The organism is Desulfobacterales bacterium (genome assembly GCA_030066985.1).
Lineage (GTDB): Bacteria > Desulfobacterota > Desulfobacteria > Desulfobacterales > JAHEIW01 > JAHEIW01.
The window spans coordinates 1-12,657 of sequence record JASJAN010000038.1; the positions used below are offsets into that span (position 1 = coordinate 1).

General features: G+C 47.9%; 12 protein-coding genes. 1 reads left to right on the forward strand and 11 read right to left on the reverse strand.

The window, feature by feature from the left end; all coding sequences use genetic code 11:
* The 8 genes from QNJ26_17740 to QNJ26_17775 form a co-directional block, all read right to left on the reverse strand.
* Positions 1-564, reverse strand: a 564-nt coding sequence (locus tag QNJ26_17740; GenBank protein ID MDJ0987387.1) for a TAXI family TRAP transporter solute-binding subunit, incomplete at its 3' end; no start/stop codon positions are given.
* Between the two features lie 50 nt (positions 565-614).
* The gene (locus QNJ26_17745; GenBank protein ID MDJ0987388.1) at positions 615-1,037 is read right to left on the reverse strand and encodes a hypothetical protein; all 423 of its coding nucleotides are present in this window, start codon (positions 1,035-1,037) and stop codon (positions 615-617) included.
* 716 nt (positions 1,038-1,753) lie between these two features.
* Positions 1,754-2,914 (reverse strand): amidohydrolase, encoded by a 1,161-nt coding sequence (locus QNJ26_17750; protein ID MDJ0987389.1) that lies wholly within the window; start codon positions 2,912-2,914, stop codon positions 1,754-1,756.
* Between the two features lie 234 nt (positions 2,915-3,148).
* Positions 3,149-3,463 (reverse strand): PilZ domain-containing protein, encoded by a 315-nt coding sequence (locus QNJ26_17755; protein ID MDJ0987390.1) that lies wholly within the window; start codon positions 3,461-3,463, stop codon positions 3,149-3,151.
* Between the two features lie 262 nt (positions 3,464-3,725).
* Complete coding sequence (locus QNJ26_17760) at positions 3,726-4,355, reverse strand: GAF domain-containing protein (GenBank protein MDJ0987391.1); 630 nt, start codon at positions 4,353-4,355, stop codon at positions 3,726-3,728.
* A 459-nt stretch (positions 4,356-4,814) separates the two neighbouring features.
* Entirely contained in the window at positions 4,815-5,477 is a 663-nt protein-coding gene (locus QNJ26_17765; protein ID MDJ0987392.1) for a hypothetical protein, read from the reverse strand.
* A 13-nt stretch (positions 5,478-5,490) separates the two neighbouring features.
* On the reverse strand, positions 5,491-5,949 hold the full coding sequence (locus QNJ26_17770) for a hypothetical protein (GenBank protein MDJ0987393.1): 459 nt from the start codon (positions 5,947-5,949) through the stop codon (positions 5,491-5,493).
* A gap of 812 nt (positions 5,950-6,761) precedes the next feature.
* Positions 6,762-7,928, reverse strand: coding sequence for a cyclic nucleotide-binding domain-containing protein (locus QNJ26_17775; GenBank protein MDJ0987394.1), 1,167 nt, complete (start codon positions 7,926-7,928; stop codon positions 6,762-6,764).
* Positions 7,929-8,089: 161 nt separating this feature from the next.
* Between QNJ26_17775 and QNJ26_17780 the strand changes: the two genes are divergently transcribed.
* Positions 8,090-8,476: a PilZ domain-containing protein gene (locus QNJ26_17780; protein MDJ0987395.1), complete on the forward strand. Its 387-nt coding sequence runs from the start codon at positions 8,090-8,092 to the stop codon at positions 8,474-8,476.
* Positions 8,477-8,854: 378 nt separating this feature from the next.
* On the opposite strand, the gene QNJ26_17785 is transcribed toward QNJ26_17780, so the two are convergent.
* The 3 genes from QNJ26_17785 to QNJ26_17795 form a co-directional block, all read right to left on the reverse strand.
* The gene (locus QNJ26_17785) at positions 8,855-10,105 is read right to left on the reverse strand and encodes an aldo/keto reductase (protein MDJ0987396.1); all 1,251 of its coding nucleotides are present in this window, start codon (positions 10,103-10,105) and stop codon (positions 8,855-8,857) included.
* A 262-nt stretch (positions 10,106-10,367) separates the two neighbouring features.
* Positions 10,368-11,318 carry a hypothetical protein gene (locus tag QNJ26_17790; GenBank protein MDJ0987397.1) on the reverse strand — a complete coding sequence of 317 codons (951 nt, stop codon included), beginning with the start codon at positions 11,316-11,318 and terminating at the stop codon, positions 10,368-10,370.
* 554 nt (positions 11,319-11,872) lie between these two features.
* Positions 11,873-12,109, reverse strand: a complete 237-nt coding sequence (locus tag QNJ26_17795; GenBank protein MDJ0987398.1) for a hypothetical protein — start codon at positions 12,107-12,109, stop codon at positions 11,873-11,875.
* Positions 12,110-12,657: the final 548 nt, after the last annotated feature.

Consider the following 12,657-nt stretch of genomic DNA (forward strand, 5'->3'; position numbering starts at 1 on the left):
GGTCCCGTCCCGCAAGGCATTGGCGCTCTCGGTAAACGAAAGACGGCTGTCGCTGTAGGAATCCAATGGAATTCCAAGTGCCTTAAATACCGTTTCGGCCATAAAATTGGTGCCGCTGCCCGGGCTGCCGGAGCTGATATTTTTGCCCTTAATCTGCTCAATGTTGGTAATGCCGTATTTTTTGAGGGTCACCACCTGCAGCAGATTGGGGTACATGATGGCCATGGACAGGATATCGTGCTTTTTGCCTTTAAATTTGGACAGCCCCTTGTAGCCGGCTACGGCCACATCGCCCATGACTTCACCAATGACGGTTTCGCCCTTGTGCGCCAGCCGGACGTTTTCAACACTGGCGCCGGTAACCTCGGCCACCGCCCGGACCCCTTCTGCATATTTGGTCCAGATTTCGGCCACGCCACCACCGTAGGGGTAGTAAATCCCGCCAGTGCCGCCGGTTCCGATGGAAACGAATTCAGTGCGGGCCAGAGCCGGACCGCTAATCAATAAAATCGCACATAGCAGTAAAATGCCCGTGAGGACACATTTGGATCCTAGCTTTTTCATCTTAAACTTCCTCCTTAATTTCGGCTATGAATTGATGTGATGGCAAGTGACTACTGGCTCATCGTTGTGACCATTACCGAGATTTTCTTTGAGCGTTCCTTTGTGCCGATAAACGGGATTTTTACCGTTGCGGATTTGCCGGGAGCAACCACCGGCGGTTTGCCTTTGCGCGGTACATAATGTCCGGCTGCTTTGTCCATATCTTCTAAAAAGATGTTGACCCGGTAGCGCAATGGCTTTTCGGTCGGGTTCATGAGACCGACGGTAAAAATCAGAGAATCCTGGCCGCCGTGTTTGTCCAGCACGCAGCCAAAATTGGTGAGTTGGACCTGTTCGGTCACTGACCAGTGGATCTTGGCGTCACAGTTGACCGTCTCCGGCTTGCCCTTGCCGCTGCTGGCGCAGCCGACCAGCCAGACCCCCAGGGCCAGACATAACACCAGGATTGGGATCGCTTTTTTCATGTTCTTCATCCTCAAACCTCCTTATTCAATGGGAAGCTATCTCAAAATGCATTTAAGGTTCCTAGGTTGAGCCCGTTACCCGCATGTCCGCCTCTGGCGGGTTGGCCCGTTTGCCGGTTAAAAAATAAAATTAGACACTTTCCTTCCTCAACCGGCTCAATCCGCCGCCGGCGGACTTAACCGAAATACCTGAATTAGTACTTTGCTATTATTGAAACAGCCTCGAGTTAATGAATCGCCTGTTCTACATTTGAATATAAAGCCCCGTTTTCCGAAAGAAAAACGGGGCTTTTAGTGTGTTTGAATGGTGGCCAATTTGTCCATCGTAAATCCGGAATCTATTGGTTATTATTCAACATATTCATGTAAACGCCTTTCCAATACCAGTAATATAACGCCAAAGTCAAGTTGATTGTAAGCCCAGCGCCCGCCATTTGTAGCCGTTACCCCGTAAATTTTTACTAACCGCAGATTTATCCGCCAGCCTTTTGGAGGACTTGTCCGCCAATCTTTGTGGTGGATTTCTAATTTGTTAATGTGATCAATTTAGTTGCTAAAGGCACGAAATTCTCGCCGCAGGCGATTGGGTTTGGCCGTTCTCTTCTGGAGAACGGCCAAAAAGAATCCTGATAATCCTGTAAATCCTGTCTAAAAAAAATCAAGTGGCTCAACGGCAGGTGGATCCCGCTAAGATGGGGCGCCAGCGCCCAATCAGTAGGCAGGCGTTATCCCAGCAGGTCCAACGCCACCCGGCAATAGGTTTCAATGCCCACCAGCAGGACATCCTCATTGAAATCAAAGCGGGAGGTGTGAATCGACGCGCCGCCTTCCCGGCCAACCCCCAGGAAGAAAAAGCACCCTTTGGATTTTTCCAAAAAAAAGGCCATATCCTCACCGCCCAGTGTGGATTCGGGTGCCATCACGTTTTCTTCACCGACCGCCTGGGCAGCGGCGGCGGCCACCACCTGGGCCATGTCGGCATCATTGATTAAAGGGGGGTATCCCTGTGAATATGTCAGTTCATAAGTGGCACCCATGGATTGGCACACACCGCCGATGATGTTGTCTAAACGTTCGGGCCAGGTGTTCCAGATGTCGCGGTCAAAGGTGCGGGTGGTGCCGAATATCTCCGCCTCGTCGGGGATGACATTAAAAGCGGTCCCGGAATGGAAACCGCCGACGGTGACCACCGACGGCTGCAAGGGGTTCATCTGACGACTGACGATGCGCTGCAGGGCGTTGACCACCTGGGTGCCGACCTCCAGGGCATCCACGCACAGATGGGGCATGGCGCCGTGCCCGCCCTTGCCGATAATCCGCAGGTCAAAACGGTCCATGGCCGCCATCAGCGGGCCGGCCTTTACCCCGATGGTGCCCTCGGCGATGTGCGGCCACAGATGACAGCCAATGGCATAATCCACGGTTGGATTTTCCATTACCCCTTGCTCGATCATGGGCTTGGCGCCGCCGGGGCCTTCCTCAGCCGGTTGGAATAAAAATTTAATCGTGCCGTTGAGCTGATCTTTGATACTGCATAAGACCGTGGCAGCGCCCAGCACCATGGACATATGGCCGTCATGACCGCAGGCATGCATGGCCCCGGCGTGGGTGGACGCAAAATCCAGACCGGTTTCTTCGGTGATGGGCAGCGCATCCATATCCGAGCGGATCAGCAGGGTCTTGCCCGGTCTGCCGGTATCCAGCACCCCCACCACCCCGTATTGGGCGATGCCGGTATGCACCTCCAGGTCCAGGGTTTTCAAATAGCGCGTTACGTAGTCGGCGGTTTTCTTTTCGGTGTAGGCCGTTTCCGGAATCAGGTGCAGATCGCGGCGCATTTTGACAACCAAATCCTTGGTTTTGCGGATGTCTTTTTTAAGATCCATTATAAAAAAGCTCCTGTAAATGGGGTTTGGCGCAATAGACCACTTAAAGACGGATGGTCTCTTTCTTCATACACAACCCTTGCGGTCCGATCAACGCTTAAGAACGAGAGAGGTTGCTGGACAGATTGACTGCTCAAGGGGTTGGCTGGTTTATTGGGCAGACAGCCCAAAAAAAAGACAGCCCCTGGATCCGGGCTGTCTTTTTAGGCCATTGGGAGGCGTATTGCGATGGCTTTATTTTTGAAAAAACATCCTGAATTTTATACCGGCGCCTTCATATGAGGTTCGAACAATCTCGCCGTTGGCCATGATTGTCTTATGCACGCCGGGAAAATCAAATTTGATGGCGATCTCCTGCCCGACAAATAGCCGCTGCTTGGTGTCAAGGAACACACCGCCCGAACTGATATTGTTAATGGGGGCCTGAAAGTCACCCTCCATGGTCTGGCAGTCGGCAACTACCAGCCGGCGGCTGTTGACGCTTTTGCGGGCATCTTTTCTTCTTTCGATATTTTCGATTTGGGCATTTGGAATAAAGTTGCTGTACATCTTGGGTTGTTTTCCTTATCTTTTTTCTAAGCGTTGATTGTCCATCCCGATAGCATCAATTCATTATACAAGTGTTGTGCCAAATTCTTAAGTAACTGAATTTTAATGTTTTTTAAATGTTGGCCCCCTTTTTTGGGGCCTAAAAATTATACAAAATCAAACAGCGCTGTGATTTTTTTTAAACATATGGCTATGGTGCGCCTTTAAAACTATGAAAGCGTGAACAAGATGAGTTGCCCACGCTTTCGTCTATCGTTGGCGATTAGCTGCTGGTCTGCGCCAATTCGTCACTGCTTACGCTTTTAGGAACCCCCTCGTAAGGCGTTCGCCGGGTCGACTTATAGGTCCGCGGGTCCCGCATGGTTTTCAATATATCGATGCTGTCTTTTAGGCCCTTGGTCACGCGGCACATTTCCAGGGACATACCAACAATCTGTGCCACGGCCTGGACGAAATTAACGTCATTGAGGGTAAATTCCCAGGGCTTGGCGGTGTAAACCCGCATGCTCCCGATCAGCCGTTCTCCGATGACAATTGGTACCGCCAAGATTGAGGCGATGCCTTCTTTTTTCGCCTCTTCCGGATATTGAAGCCGGGGATCATCGGTCACGTCATAAATGGCCACCGGTTGGACATCCTGCAAAGATGATGCAATCGAATGCAGCGCACTGACCGGCCCCTTGTCTAGATATTCTTCACTCAATCCATAGCTGCCGGCCAGCTTGAGCTCTTTGCTTCTGGGGCTGAAGAGAAACAGGGTGCAGCCTTTGACATTAAGGGCGTGTTTCACACCTTCGACGGTGATCAGGATGATCTCTTCCGGATCCCGAATCATGGAAAGGGCTTTGGTGATGCGAATCAGGCTTTCATAGTTTACGGTGGGCTTGTCCATGGTAACCTCCTTTCTGTTGAGTGGTGAACTGCAAGGAGGGGCTCAACACGACGGGAGAAAAGTTCGGGTTACCTTGCCGAAACCTATGAACAATAGATTGAAAATTCGGTTTCAAACCGGTGGTGCTAAACGCATGCGAAGTCGTTTGATACTTGGCTGCAGGTCGATGGTGCGCGGTGAGAAGTCGCTTTACGCAAAAGCCAACTCAGTGGTCGGATGCAACGGTTAGGTCCGCTGCCGGCATACGGTGGTCTTGTCCCCTCAGAAATGACCATAAGCCTTTAAGCACTTTATTACAAGTATAAAATTAGAAGCTGTCTTAAAACTGCATTTAAGGTCTTTAGATTGAGCCCGTTGCGCGCCGCAGGTCCTCGTGAAACGAGATTGTTCCGTTTGCCGGTAAAAAAATAAAATGAGACATTTTCCTTTCTCAACGGGCTCAGCAGGCCAACCATAATCTCACTTGCCGGCCAGAAACAAAAGCGGCAGCGGTGTTATTGCCACACTGATCAGCAAAAAGAATCTGGGAAACGTATAGAGTTTGCTCATTCCGGCAATCAGGCCAATGCCCCCGCCACCGCCGATCAAAGCGTTGCCGGGCAGATTCAATATAAGGGCAATCATCAAGTAGCGATGTTGCAGTAGGAAGGGGACAATTTTGGAGGGCGCACTTTGCAGCAGAATGTCAAATCTTTCCTGAGGATTCATCGGTTCCAGCTTCAGCACCAGGTCCCGGGCCTTGTTCAGATGCAGCCAGCCTAAAAATCGGGCAAAAGCCTTCAGCGGTATCAGGCGGCCAACGGCAAAGCTTAGCGACAGGGACAGCAGGGTGCATACATAGACCAGGACGACTCCCGGCGGGCCAAGCATGACCATCAGCGCCAGACCCAGCTCGATACCCGGCACAAAAGGCATCGCCATCCACAGGATATAGACCCCGATAGACAGCCACAGCATCGTCACAATCAAATGTTCATGCTCGGGCCAGAGTTGAAAATTAAGTTTGTGCACCACCAGGCCGCCGCCATAATTGATGAGCACCAGACAGCCGATCAGCAGCAAAATTTTAACCAGCAGTTTGAGCTTGGCGGTTTCGGCAGCTACCGGGCGGGCCTCAGACATGGTGATCACCGTATTATTTTTGCAGCGTTCCCTTGAACCAGTATTCGCGATAGGTGGTCCAAAGCCATCTTTTCTTGGTCCATGAATAATCGACGACCATGGTGTCGCCATCCAGGGTGCCTTTCCAATTCATCTTGCCATGGGTGGGGCTGTGGGTCTCAGCTTCAAAATGGATCAGATCCCCTTCGGCCCAGGCCGTATAGGGGCCACCCGTAAACCCATATTCAAAACACATGGATGAGGTGAATAGGCCGTCTTTAAAGACCAATACATCTTCATGGTGGGTTTTTTTGCCCTTTTCTCCGGTGGGCCCGATAAAGTCTTTGCCGTCCAAAAGATGTGAACCGGCAGCTGTCCCCTGCGATTTATTGCGGCCTTCTTCAGCGCCGACAATCAGCGGGACCCAGCATAATGCCGCCAGCATCGTTAAAAAAGGTAAGATTCTTCTCGACGTGATCGGTTTTAGGATCATAGGAAACGATCTCCTTGATGAGTTCAAGTTAAATCCTGATGGATTGTCTGTAAAGAGGGGTGGGTTTTTCGTTAAAATGTCCTGCCTGCCCTTTTGTGGGCCGGGATTGCCCTGCGTGATAACGGTGATTATTTTTAATTATTGAAAGGGGGCTGGAAAATTTAACGTTCACAGCAATCGTCCAGGATATTAGATTGCACCGAGTGGTGTGACATATCGTTCGGACAAAAGGAGGTTATTATGGATGACAGTCAAAAACCTCGCCCGGTAGATTTCGAATGCGATAGTCGCTGTGTTGAAGAATATGTTCATTGCATGGAAACAGAAGAGGGCGCTTCGATTTGCAAGACTCGCGAGCGCAACTGTTTCGAAGAGTGCTCATTATAATCAGCAGCGGCTTTAATCTTTAAAAGGGGCTCAACAGGGCCCCTTTTTCATTTCATCATGGCCAGGGCCGCATGGACCTCTTAATACTCACCGAAAAGACGCAGAGGGCGCAAAGGGTCATTTTCTTATTTCTTTTCGGTGACCTGCCGTCGCTAAAGCTATGGCATGGCATGGAGGCCGAAAAGAAATAAACCCAAGCCCTCCGGGCAAATTCAATATTTCATTACTAGGCAACATAATTTACATGACTCAAATAAATACCACCGAAGCTCATCCGAGCCCTTGAAACAGGTCATAGGCAGATTGTTTTTTGCTTTCCGTCCTCTCAACGGAAAGCAAAATGAAAAATTATCTCTGCGAACTCTGCGTCTCTGCGGTGAGATAAACCATTGCTTCGTGGTGTGCGGTTAATTAAGACCAAACAATCAATCTAAACTGTTAAACAACGCAAACAACAGCCCCCGCACCTTGGGCGACATCTCATCAAACTGCATCCCGAGCGCCAGCGCCTTGGCCCCGCTGTGCACTACCTCACGTCGCCAGGCAACCTTGCCGGATATCTTTAACAGCAGCGTATGGGTGACCACGCTGACGAATATTTTAGCATCGGCGGCACTTTCGTGCAGCGAGGAGATGTTCCAGGGTTCACTGAGTCTTTTGGCATCGATGATGATGCTCATGCCCCCGATGGAGATATCTTCCGAGGCGCCTTCCAGGTATATGGCTTCATCAGGCGAGTCTTCCGGGTAAATCTCAAGCTCCAGCATCAGGGAAAATTTATGGCGGGTTTCCTTGCGTATGGTCTCAGTAGTTTCCTCTTGGTCGGTAAAAGACCTGATGCTCAGCAGGTCGATAATGCCCAACTCGATGTTGGGGTATTTGCGACAGATGCGCATGAGCTTTTCTTTGGGCACCCTGACCAATTCTGTGGGCTCGAGGGTTTCAATATAGGACTGCGAGCGCTGCTCCTTGTTGAACGGATAGATATCACCAAAAAAATCATTTTCCGCCAATTCCAGGGTGGGTTTGCGAAACACCTTTCTTTGATTTTGCAGCGTCAGGTAGATGGAATCCTTTAAGCGGCCGGAAACAATAAAATACAGATGATCCTCGGGGTCGCCAATTTGTTTGACCACCTCGTTGGCCGACAGACGCACATTTTCAAACAGAGAGCACAGCGCCTTTAGCTCCTGGATACCCAATTTGGAAAAAAAATGGCCGATTGGCAGCTTTTTGTTATGGCTGCTGTCTAGCTGGGTCAAAAAGGCCTTCACATTTTTATCGGACGGCATCTCAATGTGCCACTGAGATATTTTGGCCACTATCGCCGGTAACATCTGGTTGTTGTCCAAAAACAGCATGGCGGCCCGGTTATACGTTTTGGCCGCTGCATCGTGCATCTTGTTTTTTAATAGTAAATCCGCATATATACGAACCAGATTAGGTTTGTCCGGAAATTTGTTTAAAATTTCGATCATCAATTCTATCGAATTGATCACAATGGTGCCTTCGATGATATGCTCGATGGTGTTTTTATCGATCTTGAATTGATGTAGTGCCGATTTTCTAATAAATTCAGGGACTTTTAACATTTATCACCTTTTGTCAGTAGGGTTCATTCAGTTCAGTGTCGTCACCTATATTCAATTGTCTCGCAGGGTCGAAAAGGACGGAACTAATATCGGCCATTTGTCAAAATTTCTTAAGTCCTTAAATAAATAAAGATTTCAATGGCAAAGCCGATAATACAGGTATGCATCAGGAAGAAAGACGAAAGAATCCCCGAGTTAGCGTTTGCGATCCGATTGCATTTTTGAGTGTGAATGCGCAAGGAAGGTCGTCACACCATAATGTTGCCATGGTGCGGGATGTGTGCCAGACCGGAATCCGGATTGAAACATTTCAGCCCATCGCCTCAGAAGATATCATTTTAATGTTTTTTGATTTAAATCAGAAGCAAATGGAAGTGCGGGGTTCGGTGATATATTGTGTTAAAAATGATTGCGGTCTTTTCAATGTTGGCATCAACCTGTGCGGCACTGACTTTGAAAACCGCCATTTTGTCAAAGCCCTTGTCAAATCCTACCACTACCAGAAGAACAAAACCCAGTTTTCTGAACCACCCGGCATACAGAATTAGAAGCTATCTCAAAAATGCATCTAACGCCCAAGGGCTGTGTTAAAAACCGATTCAAAATGCTCGAATACTAACGTGTATGCTCCACTTTTGAATCGGTTTTCGCCTTGCCCTTGGGCGTGATCTACTATTTTTGAGACAGCTTCTAGTTAAATAGTTGATTTGTTATTAAGTCGATTAGTTGGCTGGTAAACTGGTTGATTGGTTGGCAAAACGGTAGCGTGTAGTAATAGCCGTTGTTTAAGGTCTGTTATTTCCGCCGCAGGCGGATTGGGTTTGGCCATTCCCTTCCGGGGAATGGCCAAAAGAAAAAGTAATCCTGAAAAATCCTGTTAATCCTGTCTAAAAAAAACTTTCGTCAAACTCTGCGGTGGAAAAAAATCAAGTCTTTATTGTCCCATCACCGCAAAAAACCTCCGCCGCTCTGGCCATCAACCGTGCAATCGGCATCTTCTGCGGGCAGCGCTGCTCTGCTCTGGCATAATCTACGCGCTTCAATTGCTCGCGCATCTGTTCCGGCAAGCCCTTAAACAACCGCATCGCTCTTTGCTGCCTGCCATACTCGTCATGATACATCAGGTAGCGCATGATATCACTGATCGGAACATCAGCACTCAGCGCCGATTCACACACATTGCCGCAACCCGCGCAATAGCCGGGTGCCGATGCCTTCGCATAGCCCTCCAGCAGTTGCCGGTCTTGCAGGGAAAGCTCGGTTTTATCCAATGCTGCGGCCACATTGGCCTGCAAAATGGTCATATTAGGCATTTCCGAACAGATGCTGGCAATTGCAGGGTTTTCCCAGACCACCTTGAGTTTGGTCTGCTCTGGGGTAAAACCTTTTTTGATGAAGCGATCGCTGAGCGCAACCTCTGCCTCGCTTTCGCTGCCGACATCCGCATAGAAACGGGCAAAAAATTTGGCCTGGGTCTTCATAGCAGTTAAACCGATCCCGGCATTAGTGCAGGCATCCACCGCCCTTTTCATTTCATCAGTGTTCATTAAACGGTAATTGTAGGTGGTCATAATGCCGTCGATCCAGCCCAGCTTGGCGCCTTCCAGCATAACGTTTTCCATGTTTTTATGGGTACTGAAGCCAAAAAAACGGATTTTGTCCGCAGACTTGGCTTTTTCAGCCCAGGCTTTGACCTCTTTGGTCAGCTGCTTTTCAACATTTTTGACCATGTGGACAAAATACAGGTCAATATAATCGGTCTGCAGTCTTTCAAAAGATTGTTTGAGCAACTGGCTTAATTCAGCCGGCTCCGAGGAGCGGCCTTTGCTGACCAGAAAGATTTTTTTGCGGTCATCCGGGTATTTGGCTAAGTATTTGCCCATGGCCGCTTCGCTTTTGCCGCCCGAATACATCTCGGCCGTATCCCAGTAGGTCACGCCCATCTTAAATGCCTGCCGCAACAGGAGCTGCTTGGCGCTCAGGTTCTGGCTGCCGCCAAAAGACAGGATTGACACCTGCTGGCCGGTTTTGCCAAAAGGCCGGGTGGGCACCTGCTGCAAACCGGAATCCTGCGCCCCGGCAACACTTCCCAGGGAAGCCATGGCCGATCCCACTCCAGCTGCACCGGTGATTTTGAAAAATTCCCTACGCGAACATTTCTGCCTATCCTGCGACATTTTCCATCTCCTTCAGCTTCAGTTTTAGCGGTTATATCTGATCTGATACCACAATGTTGTCCTTTTATAAAAGCACCTTTTTGTAACAAAATGTAAATTGGGTTGATCAGCTAACTGGATGACGGGTTGATTGGTGATAAAGTTGATGGGTTGGCTAAACGGTTTTTGAATTTTAGCCGTTAGGTATGATATTACCGCCGCAGGCGGATTGGCGTCTAATCTAATTTTCTCAGTCCTGATCTTTTGAAACCTAAAAAATGCTTTATTCTCTCCTGCCCTTTAAAATTACAGTTGCATTTCGACAGCCGGATATTGCAGTGCCTTCAAATGACTGCCCATCTGAAGAAAGATTTAAAACAAACTTGTGGACTGTATCATAATCCCCAACAACCTTTCCTTCTAGTTGGTTTCCGACAACTTTAGCTTCAATTGGATAAAAACTGTCACTATTGGATTTTACGGTTCGCCCGCTTTGTTTCATTCCCCATGTTCCGCCTACTATCCGTGAGCCTTCCACTTTCCACTTTCCCGTCCAGGGTTCTTGCGGATTAAAAGCAACCGGTATTTGAGCGCGGTCTACTTTACTTGCTGTTCTGATCGCGGTTTTTGGCAGCACGATATCAATCGGAAATTTTTCCTTGGTTTCCAATACTTCAGCGATAAGGCTGAGCGTGTATTCACTGGGCGTTTCGCCTTCGGGAAGCTCAAAATATAAAAACCCGTAACGCGTACGCCCGGGGTTGGTAATGCTGGTTTCGGGAACCTCCTTGTTCTGCCAATCCAATGCCATCTTGCGGTTGGCTTCATCCGCAGACATATATGAAAAAAGACCACCGAGCAGCGCATAGACCAATTTGTTGTGTTCACAGGCATCTGCCATTACCTCGCTTGGGAGGGGACGGTAATGGTTGCCCCTGGGGTCTGTCAATTCGACAGATTCTTTCATAAAGTAAATCCGGTCACTGGTTTCATTTTGAATGATGATAAGAACCGGGTAAAAATTGACCTTGGTTACATCCACATAAAAATTCTCTTTGGCCTCTGCCTCATTGTCAATGGGGTCAGCAGCAATCGTTATGCCTTTGACCGACGCCTTGGATTCGTAACTGTCCAGTGCACCGATCTTAACACCTTGCCGTTTGTAGGTCGCACACCCTGAAATCACAAACACAACTGCTGCAATCAGTAAAAGAGATGCTTTTGGCCAATTCATTATGAGCTCCTTTTAGACCATGGTTTGAGTCACAAGATTTATCTTTTGGAATTTCGGAGGAGCGTGCAAGTCAGGTCAGTAAGAGGATTCGACGCTGAAAATAGAGTACCGCTTCAGGTCAGATGGAATAGGAAGTTCAGCAATAAGTTATAGGAATTTAGAGCAAAATTGATGGGCTTTAGTCAATAATAATTGAAAGTTCTGAAGGTGATAATTTGTTGAAGATATGTTTTATTTTATAAGATAAAAAAACAGAGCCATAGAGAGCTCTGCCTTTTATCCACAGAATTTTTAATGATAGCACAGCTATTGCCGTGGCAAACGACTGGCGTCATCATGCTTAGGGTATTTTCCAGGTTATTTTACCAACTCCAATACCCTGGTAGGTACCCTTATTTGATGGTTTTACCGAAGGACGGGGCAGAGTTTCCTTAGATTATCTGCGCAAGTATGCGTATGTCTGCGGTTAATTAATATTCATTTGAAAACTGAGAATTTTATGGGCGTCCCTTAAGGTAAACCAGTATCGATCCGCTGAAATCCAAGAATCAATCTTAAACGGTGGGCGCATGGCTATGGTCTATTTTAGTCACCCGAGGGTTTTTGAACTGCCATTTTAGACGGTAATGAGCATCCGGGGTGCGGACTTCTTTACCATTTATCATCTCCTTGATGGCCGGGGTGACCCGATTGTACAATTTATATAACCCATTCATGAATTCAATTTCAGAAATTTCGATCCATTCACCATTTTCGCCATATCTGACTTCATAACGAGGCATTATATTCATTATCCACCTCCTTGGTTGAAGATCAGGTGAATATCACCTTACCCTCCTCTATCTCTATTCATGATTATCGCACAATTTGTGCCAGATCCGGCGGACTGAATATCAAAATTTGAGTTTTATTTAACATGCTGATATTAATTCTAATTCTAAATCTAATGAATTTGAATGGCCGCGGTGTGATTTCTGGGGAGACCTGTATTCGTAAACCGAATATACAGATAAGTGTCTAATTAATTGACAGCTTATCGATTCATTATCGATGTAATTTCTGGCCGTAGAATTTGATTCTGGACATAGATTGTCGGTTAAGAATTGGGTGTGATATTGAGTATCGTTAAATCGTCGGTAGATTGTATTCTTTTTAAATTTTAGTAAAAAATCTGTGTGAATCCCACGCCCGCCATGCGAGTCCGCAAGGCGAGGCGGGCGGGTGCGTAATCCTCCACAAAAATGGCGGACAGGTCTGTGGATAAATAAACTTCAGCTCAAATTTTATCAGATTTTTTTATTTAATTAATTGAGGGGTCGGGGAGTTTTTAACCCAACAC

What these genes read in the sequence shown, in the direction of transcription:
- QNJ26_17745 (MDJ0987388.1), bottom strand. Translation starts at nt 1,037, where the DNA reads ATGAAGAACATGAAAAAAGCGATCCCAATCCTGGTGTTATGTCTGGCC.
- QNJ26_17750 (MDJ0987389.1), bottom strand. Translation starts at nt 2,914, where the DNA reads ATGGATCTTAAAAAAGACATCCGCAAAACCAAGGATTTGGTTGTCAAA.
- QNJ26_17755 (MDJ0987390.1), bottom strand. Translation starts at nt 3,463, where the DNA reads ATGTACAGCAACTTTATTCCAAATGCCCAAATCGAAAATATCGAAAGA.
- QNJ26_17760 (MDJ0987391.1), bottom strand. Translation starts at nt 4,355, where the DNA reads ATGGACAAGCCCACCGTAAACTATGAAAGCCTGATTCGCATCACCAAA.
- QNJ26_17765 (MDJ0987392.1), bottom strand. Translation starts at nt 5,477, where the DNA reads ATGTCTGAGGCCCGCCCGGTAGCTGCCGAAACCGCCAAGCTCAAACTG.
- QNJ26_17770 (MDJ0987393.1), bottom strand. Translation starts at nt 5,949, where the DNA reads ATGATCCTAAAACCGATCACGTCGAGAAGAATCTTACCTTTTTTAACG.
- QNJ26_17775 (MDJ0987394.1), bottom strand. Translation starts at nt 7,928, where the DNA reads ATGTTAAAAGTCCCTGAATTTATTAGAAAATCGGCACTACATCAATTC.
- QNJ26_17780 (MDJ0987395.1), top strand. Translation starts at nt 8,090, where the DNA reads ATGCATCAGGAAGAAAGACGAAAGAATCCCCGAGTTAGCGTTTGCGAT.
- QNJ26_17785 (MDJ0987396.1), bottom strand. Translation starts at nt 10,105, where the DNA reads ATGTCGCAGGATAGGCAGAAATGTTCGCGTAGGGAATTTTTCAAAATC.
- QNJ26_17790 (MDJ0987397.1), bottom strand. Translation starts at nt 11,318, where the DNA reads ATGAATTGGCCAAAAGCATCTCTTTTACTGATTGCAGCAGTTGTGTTT.
- QNJ26_17795 (MDJ0987398.1), bottom strand. Translation starts at nt 12,109, where the DNA reads ATGAATATAATGCCTCGTTATGAAGTCAGATATGGCGAAAATGGTGAA.